This window comes from Methylobacterium sp. PvP105, assembly GCF_017876975.1.
GTDB lineage: Bacteria > Pseudomonadota > Alphaproteobacteria > Rhizobiales > Beijerinckiaceae > Methylobacterium > Methylobacterium radiotolerans.
Genome location: NZ_JAGIPA010000001.1, coordinates 2,932,734 through 2,952,318, shown reverse-complemented (window position 1 = coordinate 2,952,318; position 19,585 = coordinate 2,932,734). Strand labels below are relative to the sequence as shown.

Annotated in this window: 26 protein-coding genes; 15 read left to right on the top strand and 11 right to left on the bottom strand. The window is 73.2% G+C overall.

The window, feature by feature from the left end:
- Window positions 1-176: 176 nt before the first annotated feature.
- From J3A75_RS14015 to J3A75_RS14000, 4 genes are all read left to right on the top strand, one after another.
- Window positions 177-452, top strand: a complete 276-nt coding sequence (locus J3A75_RS14015) for a hypothetical protein (RefSeq protein ID WP_012318895.1) — start codon at window positions 177-179, stop codon at window positions 450-452.
- Between the two features lie 118 nt (window positions 453-570).
- Window positions 571-945 (top strand): hypothetical protein, encoded by a 375-nt coding sequence (locus J3A75_RS14010; RefSeq protein WP_012318894.1) that lies wholly within the window; start codon window positions 571-573, stop codon window positions 943-945.
- Window positions 946-1,230: 285 nt separating this feature from the next.
- Window positions 1,231-1,413 (top strand): hypothetical protein, encoded by a 183-nt coding sequence (locus J3A75_RS14005; RefSeq protein WP_012318893.1) that lies wholly within the window; start codon window positions 1,231-1,233, stop codon window positions 1,411-1,413.
- Window positions 1,414-1,655: 242 nt separating this feature from the next.
- Window positions 1,656-1,955, top strand: a complete 300-nt coding sequence (locus J3A75_RS14000) for a PilZ domain-containing protein (RefSeq protein ID WP_070999365.1) — start codon at window positions 1,656-1,658, stop codon at window positions 1,953-1,955.
- An 87-nt stretch (window positions 1,956-2,042) separates the two neighbouring features.
- On the opposite strand, the gene J3A75_RS13995 is transcribed toward J3A75_RS14000, so the two are convergent.
- Window positions 2,043-2,261: a hypothetical protein gene (locus J3A75_RS13995; protein ID WP_210383195.1), complete on the bottom strand. Its 219-nt coding sequence runs from the start codon at window positions 2,259-2,261 to the stop codon at window positions 2,043-2,045.
- A 97-nt stretch (window positions 2,262-2,358) separates the two neighbouring features.
- Here J3A75_RS13995 and J3A75_RS13990 point away from each other — a divergent pair, with 97 nt between their 5' ends.
- From J3A75_RS13990 to J3A75_RS13980, 3 genes are all read left to right on the top strand, one after another.
- Window positions 2,359-2,541 carry a hypothetical protein gene (locus J3A75_RS13990; protein ID WP_012318890.1) on the top strand — a complete coding sequence of 61 codons (183 nt, stop codon included), beginning with the start codon at window positions 2,359-2,361 and terminating at the stop codon, window positions 2,539-2,541.
- Window positions 2,542-2,638: 97 nt separating this feature from the next.
- Window positions 2,639-3,127, top strand: coding sequence for a phasin (locus J3A75_RS13985; protein ID WP_024830294.1), 489 nt, complete (start codon window positions 2,639-2,641; stop codon window positions 3,125-3,127).
- Window positions 3,128-3,209: 82 nt separating this feature from the next.
- Window positions 3,210-3,452, top strand: a complete 243-nt coding sequence (locus tag J3A75_RS13980) for a hypothetical protein (RefSeq protein WP_012318888.1) — start codon at window positions 3,210-3,212, stop codon at window positions 3,450-3,452.
- 51 nt (window positions 3,453-3,503) lie between these two features.
- Here J3A75_RS13980 and J3A75_RS13975 read toward each other — a convergent pair whose 3' ends face one another.
- Window positions 3,504-3,755, bottom strand: coding sequence for a hypothetical protein (locus J3A75_RS13975; protein ID WP_012318887.1), 252 nt, complete (start codon window positions 3,753-3,755; stop codon window positions 3,504-3,506).
- 425 nt (window positions 3,756-4,180) lie between these two features.
- Between J3A75_RS13975 and J3A75_RS13970 the strand changes: the two genes are divergently transcribed.
- Window positions 4,181-4,408: a hypothetical protein gene (locus J3A75_RS13970; protein WP_012318886.1), complete on the top strand. Its 228-nt coding sequence runs from the start codon at window positions 4,181-4,183 to the stop codon at window positions 4,406-4,408.
- A 28-nt stretch (window positions 4,409-4,436) separates the two neighbouring features.
- On the opposite strand, the gene J3A75_RS13965 is transcribed toward J3A75_RS13970, so the two are convergent.
- The 3 genes from J3A75_RS13965 to J3A75_RS13955 all read right to left on the bottom strand — a co-directional run bounded on the left by J3A75_RS13965 (window position 4,437) and on the right by J3A75_RS13955 (window position 6,280).
- Window positions 4,437-4,778, bottom strand: a complete 342-nt coding sequence (locus J3A75_RS13965; RefSeq protein ID WP_012318885.1) for a hypothetical protein — start codon at window positions 4,776-4,778, stop codon at window positions 4,437-4,439.
- A gap of 163 nt (window positions 4,779-4,941) precedes the next feature.
- Window positions 4,942-5,190, bottom strand: coding sequence for a hypothetical protein (locus tag J3A75_RS13960; RefSeq protein WP_012318884.1), 249 nt, complete (start codon window positions 5,188-5,190; stop codon window positions 4,942-4,944).
- Between the two features lie 79 nt (window positions 5,191-5,269).
- On the bottom strand, window positions 5,270-6,280 hold the full coding sequence (locus J3A75_RS13955; RefSeq protein ID WP_182179198.1) for a hypothetical protein: 1,011 nt from the start codon (window positions 6,278-6,280) through the stop codon (window positions 5,270-5,272).
- 206 nt (window positions 6,281-6,486) lie between these two features.
- Between J3A75_RS13955 and J3A75_RS13950 the strand changes: the two genes are divergently transcribed.
- The 4 genes from J3A75_RS13950 (at window position 6,487) to J3A75_RS13935 (ending at window position 9,973) form a co-directional block, all read left to right on the top strand.
- Window positions 6,487-8,541: a BON domain-containing protein gene (locus J3A75_RS13950; protein ID WP_245295990.1), complete on the top strand. Its 2,055-nt coding sequence runs from the start codon at window positions 6,487-6,489 to the stop codon at window positions 8,539-8,541.
- A gap of 85 nt (window positions 8,542-8,626) precedes the next feature.
- Window positions 8,627-8,896 (top strand): hypothetical protein, encoded by a 270-nt coding sequence (locus J3A75_RS13945; protein WP_012318881.1) that lies wholly within the window; start codon window positions 8,627-8,629, stop codon window positions 8,894-8,896.
- Window positions 8,897-8,980: 84 nt separating this feature from the next.
- Window positions 8,981-9,181, top strand: a complete 201-nt coding sequence (locus J3A75_RS13940; protein WP_012318880.1) for a hypothetical protein — start codon at window positions 8,981-8,983, stop codon at window positions 9,179-9,181.
- Between the two features lie 75 nt (window positions 9,182-9,256).
- Entirely contained in the window at window positions 9,257-9,973 is a 717-nt protein-coding gene (locus J3A75_RS13935) for a YidB family protein (RefSeq protein ID WP_070999360.1), read from the top strand.
- A gap of 435 nt (window positions 9,974-10,408) precedes the next feature.
- Here J3A75_RS13935 and fabF read toward each other — a convergent pair whose 3' ends face one another.
- From fabF to fabD, 4 genes are all read right to left on the bottom strand, one after another.
- Window positions 10,409-11,671 (bottom strand): beta-ketoacyl-ACP synthase II, encoded by a 1,263-nt coding sequence (fabF, locus tag J3A75_RS13930; protein ID WP_012318878.1) that lies wholly within the window; start codon window positions 11,669-11,671, stop codon window positions 10,409-10,411.
- A 183-nt stretch (window positions 11,672-11,854) separates the two neighbouring features.
- A complete protein-coding gene (locus tag J3A75_RS13925; RefSeq protein WP_007559070.1) occupies window positions 11,855-12,094 on the bottom strand; it encodes an acyl carrier protein in 240 nt (79 codons plus the stop codon).
- Window positions 12,095-12,426: 332 nt separating this feature from the next.
- Window positions 12,427-13,164, bottom strand: coding sequence for a 3-oxoacyl-[acyl-carrier-protein] reductase (fabG, locus tag J3A75_RS13920; protein WP_012318877.1), 738 nt, complete (start codon window positions 13,162-13,164; stop codon window positions 12,427-12,429).
- A gap of 30 nt (window positions 13,165-13,194) precedes the next feature.
- On the bottom strand, window positions 13,195-14,139 hold the full coding sequence (fabD, locus tag J3A75_RS13915; RefSeq protein ID WP_012318876.1) for an ACP S-malonyltransferase: 945 nt from the start codon (window positions 14,137-14,139) through the stop codon (window positions 13,195-13,197).
- A gap of 375 nt (window positions 14,140-14,514) precedes the next feature.
- On the opposite strand from fabD, the gene rpoZ reads away from it, so the two are divergent.
- The 3 genes from rpoZ to J3A75_RS13900 all read left to right on the top strand — a co-directional run bounded on the left by rpoZ (window position 14,515) and on the right by J3A75_RS13900 (window position 18,396).
- A complete protein-coding gene (rpoZ, locus tag J3A75_RS13910) occupies window positions 14,515-14,925 on the top strand; it encodes a DNA-directed RNA polymerase subunit omega (RefSeq protein WP_010685409.1) in 411 nt (136 codons plus the stop codon).
- A 205-nt stretch (window positions 14,926-15,130) separates the two neighbouring features.
- The gene (locus J3A75_RS13905) at window positions 15,131-17,392 is read left to right on the top strand and encodes a RelA/SpoT family protein (RefSeq protein WP_012318875.1); all 2,262 of its coding nucleotides are present in this window, start codon (window positions 15,131-15,133) and stop codon (window positions 17,390-17,392) included.
- Between the two features lie 362 nt (window positions 17,393-17,754).
- Complete coding sequence (locus J3A75_RS13900) at window positions 17,755-18,396, top strand: NYN domain-containing protein (protein WP_012318874.1); 642 nt, start codon at window positions 17,755-17,757, stop codon at window positions 18,394-18,396.
- 4 nt (window positions 18,397-18,400) lie between these two features.
- Here the strand turns inward: J3A75_RS13900 and J3A75_RS13895 are convergent, their stop codons facing one another.
- A complete protein-coding gene (locus J3A75_RS13895; protein ID WP_012318873.1) occupies window positions 18,401-18,970 on the bottom strand; it encodes a peroxiredoxin in 570 nt (189 codons plus the stop codon).
- 130 nt (window positions 18,971-19,100) lie between these two features.
- Complete coding sequence (smpB, locus tag J3A75_RS13890) at window positions 19,101-19,574, bottom strand: SsrA-binding protein SmpB (RefSeq protein ID WP_012318872.1); 474 nt, start codon at window positions 19,572-19,574, stop codon at window positions 19,101-19,103.
- Window positions 19,575-19,585: the final 11 nt, after the last annotated feature.

The window sequence follows — 19,585 nt, the reverse complement described above, 5'->3', positions numbered from 1 at the left end:
CCGGCCTCCCCCCGGATCGGGGGAGCGGACCCCCGCGCGGCCCGAAACCGCGCCGAGACCGTTGCATCGTCGCCACACGCGCTCAGGACATCGCGCGACACGGACAAGCTGCCACACTCTGCACAAAGCTGATGCGCACGCCGGGGCCCGAGGATGCTACCGAAGGGTTCGGCGAGATGAAGCGAGAGCAGACGATGACGAGTTCGGTCGTACCGTTCCCGGCGCATATCGCGCCGGCGGTCGTGGACGAGGACACCGCGTCGATCATCGCCGTGTTGCAGGATCAGTTGGCACTGGCCCGCGAGGGCCGGCTGCGCTCGGTGGCGGTCGTCTCCGTCTCGGCGGACGGCGAGGCGATCGGCACGCAATGGTCCTGCAAGGGCTCCGATATCAGCAACCTGATCGGCAAGCTGACCGTCCTGACCCACGACCTGATGGCCGCCCGCAAGTGACCGACCGGCGCTGACGGGCATGCCCGCGGGACCCTCCGCGCACGCTGCGGGGTGGCACGGTCCGCGCGGTGCGGCGCTCCGGACTCGGGTCCAGCCTCGGACCGAAGGAATGCCCCGGATGACTCGCGCTCTCCTGTTCGCCGCCCTCCTGGCCACGGCCGTCCTGCCGGGCACGGCCCGGGCCGCCGAGGAGGCGGACGACACCAAGCGTGCTGAGACGATCCAGGGGCTCGTGCGGATCGTCGGCGCGCAGGCCGGCATCGTCCTGTATTGCCGCAAGCTCTACACCATCGACGACACGGTTTCCGAAGGCCTGTCCCGCACGGTGCGCCGAGCCCTGGACGCGGCCCTCGGCCGCCCGCGCGCCCGGAACGCCATCGCCGAGGAAGGCCGGCGGGTCGCGGGCGAGATCGCCGCGGTCGGCGCGGAGCAGTGGTGCGCCGACCAGCGCGACATCCTGAACACGGACGGCGTCCGGGTGTTCATCGACTGATCGCGTCGGCTTCCGTTCCTGCGGGCCGGTCCGGGCGGTCAGCCGGCCGATGCCCCTCGGGAACGACAACCCCAGCGGCGGCGCGCGCCGCGAGGCCCGCGCCCCGTCAGATGAAGGCGGCATTCCGGCCGTTGTTCCGCAGTGCAGAACAGATTAGCGCCTTGTTCACCGCGTCCTCGTCTGTCATGCTCCGATGACGGAAGAGCCTGAACAGATCAAGCCGGTCGCACTCGTCCGTTTACAAGAGCCCTCAAGGGCCGAGAGACCGGCGCAGAGGGAAACGCCATGTCTCGTCCAATACTTCTGGCCCTCGCTCTCGTCGTCTGCGGGGCCGCCGTCACGCTGTTCGCCTTCCTGCGCGCACCCCAGTCGCGGGAGTTCGCCGGGTGGGACGTCGCCTTCATGGGCGGCATCGGGGCCGTCGCGCTGGGCTTCCTCACCACCCTCGTCGAGGTCGTGACCGGGTAGGTCGCGTCCGCGGAAGGCCCCGGGCCGCCGAGCGGTCGGACCGAGGCCGTCCCGTCCCTGCGGATCCGTCGCCCCCGTCGACCGGCGGGTGGCGGGGCTCTGCGCATCCGGTGCCCGACCGAACCCGCATATAGAGCTCAGAATTCACAGGGACGCGGGCATCCCGACAATTCGAGGCATTTCGCAAACCGCCCTTGAACCCGGGTGACCGATCCTGTCGGGCAGAGGTTCTCGAGGCGGTGATGTTCGAACGACGCAGCGCTCCACGCACGCTTCTCAACGAGACCGGCAGCATCTCGGTCGACGAGCATCGAAGCTTGCCCTGCATCGTCTACGACCGGTCCGCCGGCGGCGTGCGGGTCGCGCTCCCGGATGCCGAGATCGTCCCGGACAGCTTCATCCTCAGCATCGACGCGAGCAGCGAGATCCTCGTCTGCCGCGCCATCTGGCGCAAGGCGGAGGAGATCGGGGCCACCACCGACATCCCCGAGACGGCGCGGTCGGGCCGGGCGAATGTCTGGCGCGAGCTCGAACCGACCTGACAGCCGCCTCGGCGGTTCACGCGGCGGGCGGCGCGGCTCCTGTCATCGACGGACTCGGCCGGCAGCGGCGTCGCCGTCCGACGCGCGTCACTCCCAGTCGATGTTGAGCGAGCGCTCGAAGGCGGCCGCCGACAGCTCCTTGCCCTTCGGATCGGCGACCGTGATCTCGCGGAAGCCGCGCCGGGCCAGCTCCCAGGTCTTCTCCATCGCCTGCTCGTCCGTCCCGCAGGCGAACGTCATGACGCGACCGGACGGATCAATCCCCTTGACGGTGAACACACCACTCTCCCTGCTCGCGCCTCCCATATAGAGTCGCGATCCGAAACGCGCCTCCCGCCATCGTGACGAAGCCGCGGGACCCGCACCCGCGCCGTCGCGTTGGCTGCAGGCAGGGAGAGACCGCATGACCCGCGCAGGCGAGACCGCAACCCCGACGCGCCCCGCTACGGACCCGGTCGAGGCGGGCGAGGTCCCGACGGAGCGCGGTGACAGGGCGGCCACGGTCCCGACCGACGATCCCGAGGTCGGCCTCGCGCAGAAGGGCAGCGGGGAAGAGGCGGTCGTTCGGCGCGAGACGGAGATCTGACCGGTCGCGCCGGTGCGCGGGCGGTCCCTGGACGCCGGCGCTTGTGCGGCGCACAAACGGGGGCCGCACCCGGATGGCGGCCGACAGGAGACCGTTCATGGCACAGATGTCGAGCTACGAGGTCCCGACCCAGATCCGCGACCTCGCCGAGACCAGCGTCGAGCAGGCCCGCAAGGCCTTCGGAAGCTTCATCGGAGCGGCGCGGCGCGCCTCCGAGACGGCGCACGATACGGCCGATCTCGCGCGGACCAACGCGCAGGCCCTGTACGCCCGCAGCCTCGACCACGCGGAGCAGAACATCCGCGCCGCCCTGGATCACGCGCAGAAGCTCGCCGCGGCCGGGTCGCTCCCGGAGGCGGCCGCGATCCAGGCCGAGTACGCCCGCGAGCGCTTCGCGGCCCTGCAGGCGCAGGCCCAGGAGGTGGGCAGCCTGGCCCAGAGCGCGTTCCAGCAGGGGGCCGAGCGCGCCCGCGCCGCTCTGCAGCAGGGCGCCGATGCGGCCCGCACGACCCTCGAGCAGGGGCAGGATGCGGCCCGGGACGCGGCGGCCGCGGCACACGAGGCCTCCGGGGCGGCGTCCCACTGAGCGGAACCGCCGAGCGCCCCCTGGGCGAGTGGCCGGCGGCCCTTCGCGGCGCTGCTGGCCGTGTTCGGACGCGGAGTTGGAAATGATGTACGGGGAGGTTGGCCGCCTGACGGATGAGAGTCTGCGGCTGGGCCTGAGACAGGCCGAGAACGCCGTCCTGCTGGTTCTGGCGGCGCAGTACGCGTGGGCGGATCTGTGGTTCGAGGGGTACCGCGCGGCGGGGACCGCCCTCAGCACCGAGCTCGATCAGCGGGCGCGGACGCGGCGCTTGATCCGTCGCGGCGTGGCACCTTCGGTGGCGTCGCAGGAGTTGCACATCGTCTGAGCTATGGCCGGGGACGGAGCCGCCCGAGGGGCTCCGTCCCCAGCAGCGGGCTCAGCGGCTCGCCTCAACGGACGCCTGGACCATCGGCCGGCGGAGGGACGAGACCGTCCGGCCGACGGTCGCCGGCGCGGCGACGGGCTGGGGCGTGGTGGTCAGATCGTGGATCGCGCGGATCTGCTGGGCGGGCCGGGCCTGATCGCGATAGAGCGGCGGCGTCAGGTGCAGGCGGTCGTCGGCGGCGGCGAGACCCGTGAAGGCCGCCGAGGTGAGCGCGGCCGACGCGAGGATGAGGATCGTGCGCATGGTGCGTCTCCGGTTCGATCGCGGCGTCGACCGCGGGATGCGATCGACCAGCGCATGAGACCACGGATTTGTGCAGCGCGGCATGCAAATTGCGCATTGCACCATATCGCCATGACGGCACGGTATTGCAGTGTTTCCCGGGAATTCCCAGCCGCGAATTCAGGCCCCGATCCCGCGCGCCATGCATTCGATGCAAATGAACTAAACTTCCATGGGCGCGTTCTCAAATCAAACTTGAGGAGCGCGTCATTTGTTTTTCGCGCGGGCCACCGGATCGACCGAAACCGTCGGGCGAGCGCGAGCATTGTTGGCGTCGCGGCCCGTGACACGAATCGGAGACCTCGACGCCAGATCCGCGTCACACAGGCACGCTAGAAGACCGCACAACCCGCGCAGGCACCCTGCGAAGCACCACGAGAGCGCCGATGACGCCCTCCGACCTCGACAGACGAGCCGAACTGACCATCTGGCCCAAGGGCGCGCCCGGCCACGCCGCGGAGGGGCGGCCCTTCGCGACCCTGCGGGAAGCCCTCGCCGTCGCGATCGCGGCGATCGAGTCCGGCGAGGCCCAGCCCTGGATCATCACCGAGGCCGGCGACATCCTCTCGCCGCGCTGGATCCAGGCGAATTCCCGGTCGCGGGCGCCGCACTAGCCGGCGCCACGCCGGGCGCGGAGCCTGATCAGCAGCCGATGCAGATGTCGCGGACCACGTGCTGATGCCGCTGGCCGGTGCGCTGGTTCGGGAGCTGTCCGTCGAGCGACGAGAAGCCGCTGCCCAGGACCCGGAAGCGGCGCTCGACCGCTGGCACGGAAGCGGCCTTGACCGGAGCGGGGGCCGGGGCCGCCGTAGGGGCAGCCGCCGGTGCGGGCGCTCCGTTGGCCATGCCGGGATCGGGCAGGGTCAGGGCCATGCCCGGCGCCGGCGGCACCTGCGCGAACTCGCCCGCCCGGCCGGGCAGAGGCGCCGCGACCAGAAGCGCGAGGACCGGGGCCGCGACGACGCGCCGGTTCAGCGGATGCATCACACTCTCCTGCCTCGGGAGCCGGCACGCCACGGACCCCGTGCCTCTGGGCCATCGCCGGATCGGCCCCCGTCCCGATGACGGGAACGGCGCCGATCCCGGTTGTGCGCGGCGGAGCGGGGCGCCGCCACTCATCCATTCGGCGGAGCGTGCGCCGGGCGGCTCAGTAGGCCCGACCGTAGAAGGGCTGCGAGACCGGGCGATAGCGGTCGCTCACCGGCCACGTGTAGGGCTGCTCCTTGCCGGTGCGAAGATCCGAGCGGAACTTCGGCTCATTGAAGCCGATCCCGTGCAGGCCCGCCGCGCCCTTGGCACCCTGGGCCTTGGGCCCGGCATCGCGCGCCAGGGCAGCGCCCGAGACGCCGATAACGAGAGCGGCCGCGAGCGAGACGCGGCCCAGCATGACGTTCATCTCTGTCTCCTGTCCCGGCCGAGGTGCCGGCACAGAAGGAACGGCAGCGGTTCGGCCCGGTTCCGGGCCCGGAGGCCGGTCAGAACCCCTGGCCGAGGCAGGCTTCGGCGAAGGGCCCGCCGCAGAGGTCGCCGGTCCGGACCGGCGCGGCCGCCGCGCCGCCGATGCCGGCACCACCGGTCGCCCCGCCGCCGCTCGGCAGGGTGCGGGCCGCCCGGGCGGGGTCGTCCGCGGGCAGCCCGGCAGCCCCGGCGATCGCGGCGCCGCCCGTGCCGGCGCCGCCCGCCCCGGATGCCGTCACGGCCGTGGTCCCGCCGACGGCCGTGACGGTCCCGAGCCCGAACAGCCCGAACAGCCCGCCGCTGGACAGGGTGACACCGGTCGCGCCGATGCCCGACGCGGTGCCCGCGCCACTGCCGAGACCTGTCGACGCGGCGGCGGCGGACGAGCCCGGCGCGAGCGAGGATCCGGCAATCCCGGCGGCGTTCAGGCCTGTGCCGAGCCCGGTGCCCAGACCGGTGCCCAGACCGGCGCCGGCGCCCGTGGCGCCGGCGCCCAGGCCGGAGGTGAGGCCCGCCCCGCTCCCGAGCCCGCCCGTGCCGGGGATCGACGTCAGGACGCTCCCGGTGGTCGAGCCCGAACCCGTGCGGGACGCGCCGCTGAGACCGCTGCGGAATCCGGTGGCGCCGATCGTCCCGCCGGTCCCGGGGGTCGTACCGGTGACACCGGCACCGCCGGTCGCGGTGGATCCCAGGCCGCCGAGCTGGCCCGCGCCGCCCGATCCGGCGGTCGTCGTACCGAGTGTCGTCCCGGCCGACAGGCCGGCCGACGAACCGATGCGGCCGCCACCTCCGCCCCCGCCGCCGAAGCTGAGCTGACCGGCATTCACGAGGCCGCCGGTCTGCGCCGAGACGGTCGGGAAGGGGCCGGTGGTGGAACTGCCGCCCAGGCTGAGCTGGCCAGGATTGGCGATGGGGGTGATCGGCTCCAGCGCGGCCCCACTCGGCACCGTCGCGGTGGCCGAGAGGCTCTGCGCCCCGGCCGGGACGGCGATCGGCAGCAGCAGGGCGGCGGCGAGGATGGACCGCATGGCACGCTCCTCAGGCGGAGGGACGGTGGCAGAAGCCGGGACGGGGTACGGCTCGGAAACCGGAGGGCGTCCGGCGGGTTCCGGCGGCGCGGGGACGCGGCGCGGCCCTGGCCGGCGGGAGAAAGGAGGCTGCCGGCCTTCATGCTGCCGGAAAGGCGGTGTGCTCTCGGCCCGGATCCGCCCGACCTGCGCCCGAACCTGCGACCGTGCCGTTGCCCGAAACCCTCGCCCAAGGCCTGCGCAGTGCCGGCTGGCTCGCCGGCCTGCCGGCCCTCGCGCTGATCTGGGCGAGCGCGACCCTCTACGCCGCCCCGCGGATCGCCGACGGGCTCGAGGCGGAGGGCGCGGCGATCGCCGCCGGCACGGCCACCGCCACCGGCGAGCCGTGGCTGCGCCTGGAGGCCAGCGGGCGCGACCTCGTGGCCGCCGGCGAGGCCCCGGACGTCGCCGAACGCGCCACCGTGCTGTCCCGCCTCGCGGCCCTCGACGGCCCGCGCCGCATCGTCTCCGAACTCGGCATCGTGGAGACCGCCGCGCCGTTCCAGTGGGCGGCGATCCGCACGGGTCAGAACCGGATCGCCCTGGAGGGGAGCCGCCCGGTGGAGATCGGCCGGCGGGCGCTGGAGGCGCGGATCACCGGCGCCCTCAATCCCGGCACCGGTCTCGACGACACCGCCAGGGCCGCCCGGGGCGCGCCGCCGGATTTCGCCGGCGCGGCCGCGTTCCTGGCGGCCCGGCTCTCCGGCCTCGCCAAGGGCGGGCGGGCGGCGCTCAGCGACACGGTGCTCAGCCTGTCGGGCGAGGCCCTCGACGTGCCGGCCTACGAGGCCCTGCGGGCGGCCCTGTCGGACCCGCCGGAGGGGTTCAGCGTCGGGCGGGTCGAGATCCTGCCCCCGAAGGTGGCCGCGTACCGGTTCGCCGTCGAGAAATCGGGCCGGGGCATCGTCCTCGACGGCTTCGCCCCCTCGGCGGCCGACCGCGAGGCCGCCCTGCGTGCCGCCACCGAGGCCGCCGCGGGCGGCACCGTGGAGGACCGGCTCCTGGCCGCCCGGGGACTCGACCCGGCGATCGACCCGAAGGGCCTCATCGCCTTCGCGTTCAGACTCGCCGAGCTGATCCAGTCCGGGCAGGTCGTGTTCCAGGACGGGGCGGTGTCGGTGACCGGAGACGCCATCGACGGGCAGGCGCTCCCCGACGCCGAGGCGCTGATGCGCGACGGCCGGCCCGCCGGCGTGGCGGCCGGGCGGGTGGCGCTCACGGCGCGGCCGCTCTCGCCCTACCGGGTGGCGATCCGCCGGACCGCCGACGCCGTGACCCTCACCGGCCACCTGCCGGACGCCGCGACCCGGGAGCGGGTGCTCGCCGCCCTGCGCCCGCGCCTGTTCCGGGAGCCGGTGATCGACCGCACCCGCCTCGCCGACGGCGCCCCGCCGGATCTCGGGGACGCGCTGGCCGCCGCCGCCCCGCTGGTGACGAACCTCGCGGACGGAACCGTCTCGGTCTCGGACCGCGCCCTGACGCTCACGGGCGAGAGCCTCTACCGGGAGGGCGCCGCGCGAACCCCGGACCGGCTCGCCGAGGCGCTGCCCCCCGGCTGGACCGGGCGGGCCAGCGTCACGGCCCGGGACGCGGCGGAGCGGCGCGATCCCGCCACATGCCGCACCGACTTCGCCGCCGCCCTGGCGGGGGCGGACCTGCACTTCCCCGCGGGCGGCGCCGTGCTGACGCCCGCCTTCTACCCGACCCTCGACGCGCTGGCCGCCCTGGCGAAGACCTGCCCGTCGCTGCGCGTCGCGGTCTCCGGCCCCGCCGACCCGGCGAGGCCGCCCGCGACCCCGGCCGCCGGGCCGTCGCCGGGGGAGGGCGCGGCCGCCGAGCCGACCCGGGTCGCCGACGCCGCCAAGCCGGAGGTTGCTGCCAAGCCGGCCCCGGCCGCTCAGGACACCGCGACGCATACGGTCAAGGATGCGGCCAAGGACGCGGCCAAAGATCGGGGCAAGGACGCGGCCAAGGACCGGGGCAAGGACCGGGGCAAGGCCGAGACCGGCAAGGCGAGCACGGCCAGGAAGGAGCCGGCCGCGCCCGGCAAGGTGGCGGCGAAGAAGCCCGCCGAGGCCCCCGACGAGCCGCCGGCCGACCTGCCGCGCCTGCGCGCCCAGGCGGTGGTGGAGTATCTCCTCCAGGCCGGAGCCCGGCCGGATCAGGTCGCGGCCGGTCCGGACGGGCCGGCCGGCCCCGTCGTCTTCGCGCTGCTGCCGTGAGGGACATCCGCTCCGCCGCGCGCCCGCCAGCCGGGCCGCGCCCATCCGCGCGCCACCATCGCGCCCGCAGGGAGGCCGGACGGCCGTGACGCTGCTGCTCGCCGGATTCTGGCCCGGACTCGCCGGGGCGGCCGCGCTCGGCCTCGTGGTCGGCGCGCTGGTCGGCTGGCCGGACCGGCTCGCCGTCTCGCTGGGCCTCTGCGTGGTCGCGGGGCTCGTGGCCGCGGCGGCGATCGCCGGGTTCGTGCCGGGCCTGCCCGGCCTGTGGCTCGACGGCGCGGCCCTGATGCTGCCGGTCTACTGCGCGGCCTGCCTGCTCGGGGCGCTGGGACGTCGCCTCGCCGGCCGGACCTGACGGCGCGGGAACCGGTCCGCCCCCCGGCCGCGTTTTTCCGGCAGAAGGGCCCCGAGGGCCCGCCCCGAACCCGGAGAGGCCGCGATGCCCAGGACCGTCGACAGTCCCCAGCCCGCGCGACGCCGCGCCGTCCGCCTGCCGCGCCCCCGCGCCGGCGCCGCCGCCACCGGCCTGTTCCTGGCCGGACTGATCCTCTCGGCCGCGACGGTGCCGCTGGTCGAGCCCGCCGACGCCACCACCGGCGGCGGCACCGCCCAGGCCGCGCTCGCGACGCCGGCCCGCTGAGCGAGGCAACCCGCGCCCGCCCCGGATTGTTGTTCGGCCGGGCCCGTCCGGCCCGGTTCTGCGGGGGAGACGCGCATGGGACTGCTCGAATCGGCGATCGGCGGCGTGCTCGGTCAGGTGTTCGGCGGGCAGAAGCAGGGCTCCGGGGGCATGTCGCCCCTGGTCAAGGCGCTGCTGATGCTGCTGCTGGCCAAGGGCGCCAGCGGCGGCTTCGGCGACATCTTCGGGCGCGGGCGCCAGGGCGAGCCCGGCCCCGAGGCCGACCGCTCCGGCGGCGCCGGCCCCTACGGGCGCGATCCCGGCCAGCACCCCGCCGATGCCGGCGGGCGCCGCCCCGACGACGGCGGCGATATCGGCGGCTGGGACCAGTACGGCGGCCGCCGCGACGGCGGCCGCCGCGACGGCGGCCCGGTGGACTCGTCCCTGCCGCCCGGCGACTTCTCGGACCTCTCCGGCATGCTCGACGGCCCCGGCGACGCCCCGCCGCCGAGCCGCGCCGCCCCGGACGGGCAGGGGGATCTCGGCGGCCTCGACGGGCTGGTCGACCGGTTCCGCCAGGGCGGCCTCGGCGACGTGATCGAGTCCTGGATCGGCCACGGCACCAACCGCCCGGTGGCCCCGGACCAGCTCGCCCGGGCGCTCGGCCCCGACACGGTGGACACCCTCCAGCAGCAGACCGGGATGGACCGCGAGACGCTTCTTTCTCAGTTGGCCCAGGCGCTGCCGGAGGTGGTGCACACGCTCACGCCGCAGGGACGGGTGCCGGGAGCGGATGAGCGGCGGGGGTGGTAGCCGGACGCCGGATCGGGTGCCGCGCGGCGCGCCGGACAGGGGATTCGATCACGACCCCATCCTGAAGGGCCGGTTTCTCAGTTGGCCCAGGCGCTGCCGGAGGTGGTGCACACGCTCACGCCGCAGGGACGGGTGCCGGGAGCGGATGAGCGGCGGGGGTGGTAGCCGGACGCCGGATCGGGTGCCGCGCGGCGCGCCGGACAGGGGATTCGATCACGACCCCATCCTGAAGGGCCGGGGCGCCGCGCCGGTCACGATGCCCTCCGTCGAGGCGGCCGCGCAGTCTGCCAGGATGCGCGCGGGATCCCGCTCACAGCGCGATCACCCGATCGAAGCCCCCATTCCGGACGTCAGCGCGCTGACGGAACCTGCGGAAGACTTTCCGAAGACTTCGCGAAGATTTGCGGAGCGTGTCGGAGTTGGACGGCGACGCGCCTAAGCGACCCGCCGCATCACCAGCGACGCGTTCGTCCCGCCGAACCCAAACGAGTTCGACAGCACGACGTCCACCTGCTTGCGCTTCGCCTCGAACGGCACGAGGTCGATCTTGGTCTGGACGGAGGGGTTGTCGAGGTTGAGCGTCGGCGGGATGACGTTGTCGCGCAGGACGAGGATCGAGAAGATCGCCTCGACCGAGCCGGCGGCGCCCAGCAGGTGGCCGACCGAGCTCTTGGTCGACGACATGGTGGCGTTCGCGGCGGCGTCGCCCAGGAGGCGCTCCACGGCCTTCAGCTCCAGCTCGTCGCCCATGGGCGTCGAGGTGCCGTGGGCGTTGATGTAGCCGATCTCGGACGGGGAGATGCCGGCGCGCTTCACCGCGGCGGTCATGCAGCGGAAGGCGCCGTCGCCGTCCGGGGACGGGGAGGTGATGTGGTAGGCGTCGCCCGAGAGGCCGTAGCCCACCACCTCGGCGTAGATCTTCGCGCCGCGGGCCTTGGCGTGCTCGTACTCCTCCAGCACCACGATGCCGGCGCCCTCGCCCATGAGGAAGCCGTCGCGGTCGCGGTCGTAGGGGCGCGAGGCCTTCTCGGGCGTGTCGTTGAAGCCCGTGGTCAGCGCCCGGCAGGCGGAGAAGCCCGCGATCGACAGGCGGTTCACCGGCGACTCGGCGCCGCCCGCCACCATCACGTCGGCGTCGCCGAGCGCGATCAGGCGGCTCGCGTCGCCGATGGCGTGGGCGCCCGTGGAGCAGGCCGTCACCACGGCGTTGTTCGGCCCCTTGAGGCCGTACGCGATCGAGACCTGGCCCGAGGCGAGGTTGATGATCCGGCCCGGGATGAAGAACGGCGAAATCCGGCGCGGGCCCTTCTCGTGCAGGGTCACGGAGGCGTCGTAGATGCCGCCGATGCCGCCGATGCCGGAGCCGATCAGCACGCCGGTGGCGCACTGGTCCTCGTGGCTCTTGGGCGCCCAGCCGGCATCCTTCAGCGCCTCGTCGGCCGCCGCCATCGCGTAGACGATGAACGGGTCGACCTTGCGCTGCTCCTTCACCTCCATCACGAGGTCGGGGTTGAAGGTGCCGTCGGTGCCGTCGCCGAAGGGGACCTGCGCGGCGATCCGGCAGGGCAGGTCGGCGGATTCGAAGCCGCGGATCGGGCCGGCGCCGCTGTCGCCCGCGATCAGCCGGCTCCAGGTGTGCTCCACCCCGCTCCCCAGCGGCGTGACCATCCCCAGACCCGTGACCACCACCCGCCGCATGTGCCCTGTCCCGTCTTGAGGCGCCGCCCCGCCGGCACCGCCGCGGTCGCGCATCGTCCTAACTCGCTCGGAGGCGGAATCGGTCCCTGCGGGACGCCTCGCGACTCCGAGCCTTGAAACGCGTAACGGCGCGGGGGCTGTCTCGCCTCACCCGCGCCGCGTCAAACCCGCTCCCCGGCGCCTTCAGGCGGCGGAGTTCTTCTCCAGGAACTTCACGGCGTCGCCGACCGTCTGGATGGTCTCGGCAGCGTCGTCCGGGATCTCGACGTTGAACTCTTCCTCGAAGGCCATGACCAGCTCGACGGTGTCGAGGCTGTCGGCACCGAGGTCGTCGATGAAGTTGGCGCTCTCGACCACCTTCTCGGGCTCCACGCCCAGGTGCTCGACGACGATCTTCTTCACGCGCTCAGCGATATCGCTCATCGGTCTTCCGTCCTCGTCCTTCTGGTCTGTCAGTCTTCTCGGGGTGGTGCCGTGGCCGCGTCGCGCCCTTGCGGGCTTGTTGTGACGGGCCGGTGTCCGATCGCGCGTGCTTCTGAGGTGAACCGGCGCGTGAGCCGGGACGCCCCCGCCGGAGGGCCTTGGACTGAAAACCCGCAGAACCGTCAACCCCCTGTACGGCTGCGGGGCGTGGTAGCACAGGGTTCCCGCCCTGGCGAGGGCCCGTTCAGAAAGCCTTCATGGGTGTGGCACTTGCGTGTCGGCGGGGGTGATTCGCGCGCCGTTCGCGCCGGTCGGGAGCCGGTATACGCGCCCTAGTACATGGCCATCCCGCCATTCACGTGCAGCGTGTGGCCGGTGACGTAGCCCGCCTCCGCGGAGGCGAGGTAGAGGCAGGCCGCCGCGACCTCCGCGCCCTCGCCGAGACGGCCGGCCGGCACGCGGGCGAGAATACCCTCGCGCTGCTTCTCGTTGAGGGCGTCGGTCATGGGCGAGCTGATGAAGCCCGGGGCGATGCAGTTGACGGTGATTCCCCGCGAGGCGACCTCGGCGGCGAGCGCCTTGGTCATGCCCACGAGGCCGGCCTTGGCGGCGGCGTAGTTGCCCTGGCCGGGATTGCCGGTGCTGCCGACCACCGAGCCGATGTTGACGATCCGCCCGGAGCGGCGGCGCATCATGCCCTTCACGGCGGCCCGCGACAGGCGGAAGGCGGCGGTGAGGTTGACGGCGATCACCTGCTCCCACTCCTCGTCCTTCATCCGCATGAAGAGGTTGTCGCGGGTGATGCCGGCATTGTTCACGAGGATGTCCAGCGGACCGATCGCGGCCTCGGCGGCCGGGACGAGACCCTCGACCGAGTCCTTGTCGGAGAGGTCGGCCGCGACGGGGCTCGCGCGCTCGCCGAGCTCGGCGGCGAGCGCCTCCAGGGCCGCGGGCCGCGTGCCCGAGAGCGCCACGGTGGCCCCCTGCGCGTGCAGGGCCCGGGCGATCGCCTGGCCGAGGCCGCCGGTCGCGCCGGTGACGAGGGCCTTGCGGCCGGTGAGGTCGAACATGCGGGACTCCGTCGGATCAGAGCGCGCGGATCAGAGCGCGAAGGCGGCGACGTCGGCGGGGGTGCCGATTGCGGCGGCGCTCGCCTGGGGGGCGATGCGCTTGACGAGGCCGGTCAGCACCTTGCCGGCGCCGAGTTCGTAGAACCGGTCGACGCCGGAGGCGGCCATGGCGGCGACGCTCTCGCGCCAGCGCACGGTGCCGGTGACCTGCTCGACCAGGGCCGCGCGGATCGCCTCCGGATCGGTGACCGGGGCGGCCGCGACGTTGGCGTAGAGGGTGACGCGCGGGGCCGCCAGGGTGACGGCGGACAGCGCTCGGGCCATGGCCTCGGCGGCCGGGGCCATCAGGCGGCAGTGGAACGGCGCCGAGACGTTGAGCATCACGGCGCGCTTGATGCCGCGGCCGGTGGCGATGCCGACGGCGCGCTCCACGGCCGGACGGTCGCCGGAGAGCACCACCTGGCCGCCGCCGTTGTCGTTGGCGACGTCGCAGACCGCGCCGTCGCCGGCCTCGTCGGCCGCCGCCTCGGCGACGGAGCGGGCGGCCTCGAGGTCGGTGCCGATCAGCGCCGCCATGGCGCCGGCGCCCGGCGCGACCGCCGCCTGCATGGCCTCGCCGCGCAGGCGCAGAAGCTTGGCGGCGTCCGCGACGGTCAGGCTGCCGGCGGCCGCGAGCGCGGCGTACTCACCGAGCGAGTGGCCGGCCACGCAGGCGACGTCGCGCGCGAGGTCGAGGCCGCGCTCGGCCTCCAGCACGCGCAGCACCGCGAGGCTCGCCGCCATCAGGGCCGGCTGGGCGTTGGTCGTGAGGGTCAGCTCCTCGACCGGCCCCGCGAACATCAGCCGCGACAGGTTCTGGCCCAGGGCGGCGTCGACCTCGTCGAGCACGGCCCGGGCCTGCGGGAAGGCCTCCGCGAGGTCCCGCGCCATGCCGACCGCCTGGCTGCCCTGGCCCGGAAAGATGAGTGCGCGCATGTTGCGTCCTGATCGCCGGCGCCGTGCGGCGCGCGAACGCCGCCCGTGTCGGCCGAAACTCTGGAATGGCGCGCGCACTCGCACCCGCGGCCCTGGGTGTCAACAATGCGCCGCACCATGACGCCGCAGCACGATGCGCGTCGGCGGCGCGCCTCGGAGGGGCGCCGGGGCCCCGGGGGCGACCGGACCGGCCTGCTCGTCGGACGCTCGTCGGACGCTCGTCGGACGCTCGTGGGCCGCTCGCCGGACGCGCGCCGGGTTCGCGCCGGGCGCGCGCCCTGCGCAACCCGCTGTGCTTGTTGCACAACGGCATCCGGTGTAGAGTGGGCCCATACCCGACATCACCCGTCGCTCAAGCCCAAGGAGCCGCCCCGCATGGCGCGCGTCACCGTCGAAGACTGCATCGAGAAGGTCGAGAACCGCTTCGAGCTGGTGCTGCTGGCGAGCCACCGGGCCCGCCTCCTGGCCGCCGGCGCCCCGCTGACCATCGACCGCGACCGCGACAAGAACCCGGTCGTGGCCCTGCGCGAGATCGGCGACGAGACGATCACGGCCGACGACCTCAAGGAGCAGCTGATCCACTCGATGCAGAAGTACGTCGAGGTGGACGAGCCCGAGGCCGAGACCGTGCCGCTGCTGTCGAGCTCGCCGGCCGCCGCCGCGGTGGCGCCCCAGTCCTCCAGCGACGACGCGGCGGTCCAGTTCGACCGCATGAGCGAGGAGGACCTGCTGCGCGGCCTCGAGAACCTCGCCCCGCCGGTCGAGACCGACGACGAGGGCGAGTGAGCCTGACGGCGTGGGCCTGGATGCGCGCGACCTGACCGAGACCGGACCCGGCGGAGACGCCGGGTTCTCTCGTTCCGTGGCCGGCCCGCCGGCACCCGGCGCGGCCGCGCCGCCGGAGGCCGGCGCCGTCCCGGCCGTCGCGGAACAACCGCGCGTGATCCCGGCCCCGCGCACCGCCCCGGACGCGCCGGCGCCGTCCCGGCGGATGATGCGCCAGTACGAGCTCGTCGAGCGGGTCAAGCGCTACAACCCGGCCGCCGACGAGGCGCTGCTCAACCGCGCCTACGTGTACGCCATGCAGGCGCACGGCACGCAGAAGCGCGCCTCGGGCGACCCCTTCTTCGCCCATCCCCTCGAGGTCGCGGCGATCCTGACGGATCTCCACCTCGACGACGCCACCATCGTGGCCGCGGTCCTGCACGACACCGTCGAGGACACCGAGGCGACGCTGGAGGAGATCCGCCGGCTGTTCGGCCCGGAGATCGGCGCCCTGGTCGACGGCCTGACCAAGCTCAAGCGCCTCGACCTCGTCTCCAAGCAGGCCGCGCAGGGCGAGAACTTCCGCAAGCTGCTGCTCGCGGTCGCGGCGGATGTCCGCGTGCTGCTGGTCAAGCTCGCCGACCGCCTGCACAACATGCGCACCCTCCAGCACATGCGCGACGACAAGCGTCGCCGCATCGCGCAGGAGACGCTCGACATCTACGCGCCGCTCGCCGGCCGCATGGGCATGCAGGAGCTGCGCGAGGAGCTGGAGGACCTGGCCTTCCGCAACCTGGAGCCGGAGGTCTACGCCACCATCACGCAGCGCCTGACGCGGCTCTCCGCCAAGTCCGAGAGCGTGGTCGAGACCATCGCGCAGGTGCTCACCGAGAAGCTCGGCGCGCAGGGGATCACCGCCGAGGTCAGCGGCCGGCAGAAGCGCCCGTTCTCGATCTGGTCGAAGATGGAGCGCAAGTCCGTCGCCTTCGAGCAGCTCTCCGACATCTTCGGCTTCCGCGTGGTCGTCGACACCGTGCAGGACTGCTACGCGGCTCTGGGCATCGTCCACACCAGCTGGCCGATGGTGCCGGGACGGTACAAGGACTACATCTCGACCCCGAAGCAGAACGATTACCGCTCGATCCACACCACGGTGATCGGGCCGAAGAGCCAGCGCGTCGAGCTGCAGATCCGCACCCGCGCCATGGACGACATCGCCGAGTACGGCATCGCGGCCCACGCGCAGTACAAGGAAGTCGGCGCCGAGCTGGTCAAGGACCCGGCCCGCGCCGAGGGCAGCGTGCATCCCCGGCTCGCCGCCGAGAGCGGTGCCTACCAGTGGCTGCGCCGGACCATCGAGCTCCTCGCCGAGGGCGACAGCCCCGAGGAGTTCCTGGAGCACACCAAGCTGGAGCTGTTCCAGGACCAGGTGTTCTGCTTCACCCCGAAGGGCCGGCTGATCGCCCTGCCGCGGGGCGCGACGCCGATCGACTTCGCCTACGCGGTCCACACCGACGTGGGCAACACCGCGGTGGGCGCCAAGATCAACGGCCGGATGGCGCCGCTCCTGCACGAGCTCGCCAACGGCGACGAGGTCGAGATCAGCCGCTCCGACGGCGCCTCGCCCCCGGCGGCCTGGGAATCCCTCGTGGTGACCGGCAAGGCCCGCGCGGCGATCCGGCGGGCGACCCGCACCGCCGTGCGCCGGCAATATGCCGGCCTCGGCCGCCAGATCCTGGACCGGGCGTTCGAGCGCGCCGCCAAGACCTTCTCGGAGGACAAGCTCCGGGGCGCCCTGCCGCGGCTCGCCCGCGCCACCACCGAGGACGTCTTCGCCGCCGTGGGGCGGGGCGAGATGTTCTCGGGCGACGTCGTCCGCGCCGTGTATCCCGACCACCGCGACGAGCGCCGGCCCTCCGCCGCGCAGGGCGCCGCCAGCGGCGCGGGCCGGCTCGTGCGCTCCTCCGACCAGACCATGCGGCTGACCTTCCCGGGGGCCGAGGGCGGCAAGGAGGGGGAGGACGCGGATCGCAGCGACGCCATCCCGATCCGCGGCCTCGCGGGCGACCTGCCGGTGACCTTCGCGCCGAACGGCGGCGCGGTCCCGGGCGACCGGATCGTCGGCATCCTGACTCCCGGCGTCGGCGTGACCGTCTACCCGATCCAGTCGGCGGCGCTCGCGGCCTTCGACAACGAGCCGGAGCGCTGGCTCGACGTCCGCTGGGACACGGAGGCGCTCGGCGGCGAGCGCTTCCCGGCCCGGCTGGCGCTCAAGTCGATCAACGAGCCCGGGGTGTTCGCCCAGATCGCCCAGGTGATCGCCGACCACGACGGCAACATCGACAACATCTCGATGAAGCGGCGCACCCAGGACTTCACCGACATCACCATCGACCTGTCGGTCTGGGATCTCCAGCATCTCAACGCCATCATCGCCGAGCTGCGCGGCAAGCGCCCGGTCAACAGCGTGGAGCGCGTGAACGGCTGAGGCCGAGAGTCGCGGGGCCCGGTGGATCTGAGGTTTACAGGATCAACTTCCGTAAACCGTCTTCTTCATGATGAATCCCTGGCGCGGCCAATTATTCCCGACCACGGATTGAGTTTTTCAGGTCCGCACAGTCTCGTGCTCTGCTTGACACGGACCCGTTTGAATCGAATGGTCCGGCGCCCGGGGCGGCGGTCGCGCGGATCTCCGACCGCGCCGGTCCACCCCGGAGTGCAGAGCGTGGCGGCCGCGATCGCGGAGCACCGTCCTCGACCGCTCGTCCCGGCCATTCGCCCCGGGCGAACCCTGACCGATTGTTCAGACGATTTCCTGTCACCCACGATTTTTCGGGATCTGACCTGTTCATGCCAGCGACCCAGCGCAGCGCCATCTTCATCGACGGCGCCAACCTCTACGCCACCACCAAGGCCCTCGGTTTCGACATCGACTACAAGAAGCTGCTCAAGGAATTTCAGTCGCGGGAGAATCTCCTGCGGGCATTCTATTATACGGCCATGATCGAGGATCAGGAATATTCGTCGATCCGGCCGCTGATCGACTGGCTCGACTACAACGGCTACCGCGTCGTGACCAAGCCCGTGAAGGAGTTCACGGACTCGATGGGGCGGCGCAAGTACAAGGGCAACATGGACATCGAGCTGGCGATCGACGCCCTCGAGCTCAGCCCGCACATCGACCACATGATCCTCTTCTCGGGGGACGGCGATTTCCGCTCCCTGGTCGAGGCGATGCAGCGGCGCGGCGTGAAGGTGACGGTGATCTCCACGATCCAGACCCAGCCGGCGATGATCTCGGACGAGCTGCGGCGGCAGGCCGACGAGTTCGTCGACCTCGCGAGCCTCGCGGGCCGCATCGGGCGCGAGCCCGGCGAGCGCCCGGCCCGGGCCTCCGGGGAGGCGCCGACCCGCTACCGCGGGGAGGGCCGGGCCAATCCGGGCCTGGAGAACCGCTACGGCATCCGCCAGCCGGAGTCCGAGGCGGAGTAGCGCCTCAGGCGCCGGCCGCGTCGAGCCAGTCGAGGACCTGCCGGGCGCTCCGGTCCGGCGGGAAGACCGGGTAGAACAGCTGGCTCACGACGCCGTCGTCGATCACCAGGGTGAGGCGGCGCAGCAGCACGTGGCCGCCGGCCTCGAAGACCGGCAGGCGCGCCGCCATCGCGAAGGCCCGGTGCGGATCGGCCAGCAGCGGGAAGGGCAGGCGCAGGCGCTCGGCCGCCTCCCGCTGGTAGGCGCTCGTCTGGGTCGAGAGGCCGAAGACCTGCGCGACGCCCCGGGCCTTCAGGTCGCCGTGGTGATCGCGGAAATCGCAGGCCTGCGGCGTGCAGCCCCGGGCGCCCGGGATCGCGTCCCAGTCGGGCGTCAGGCCCGGCTGACCCGGCTCGCCGGTGCGCGGGTAGGCGTAGGCCACGGTGCGGCCCGGCAGCCGCGCCAGCGAGACCGTGCGGCCGTCCGTGGCGGTGAGCGCCACGTCGGGCAGGCGCATCCCGCGCAGATGGTCGGCCGCGCCGTCGTCGACGGGGACGGGCAGGTCGTCGGGCAGGGCGTCGTGGGTGGACGGCATGGATGTCTCCTCCCGGCTCGGCGCACGGCCGCGGCACCCGTCATCGCGAGCGGAGCGATCCAGAGGCGCACCGCTCGCCGACGTCGCGACACCCTGGGTCGCTCCGCTCCGCTCGCGATGACGCCCGGCCTCAGCCCCGGTCCCGCATCAGCCGCGCCCGGTCGCGCTGCCAGTCGCGCTCCTTGACCGCCTCGCGCTTGTCGTGGGCCTGCTTGCCCTTGCCCAGACCCAGCTCGACCTTCGCCCGTCCCTTGTCGTTGAAGTAGATCTTCAGCGGCACCACCGTGTAGCCCTGGCGCTGGGTCGCGCCGATCAGCTTGTTGATCTGGCGGCGGTGCAGCAGCAGGCGGCGCGGGCGCTTGGTGTCGTGGTTGAAGCGGTTCGCCTCCAGGTATTCCGGGATGTAGGCATTGAACAGCATCAGGTCGGTGCCGGAGGGTCCGGCATAGGCCTCGCCGATCGTCGCCTTGCCGCCGCGCAGGGACTTCACCTCGGTGCCGGTCAGCGCGATGCCGGCCTCGAGCGTGTCCTCGATCGTGTAGTGATAGCGCGCGGCGCGGTTGTCGGCGACGATGCGCCGACTGGGCTCCGGTTTCGGGGCCATGATGCGTGACT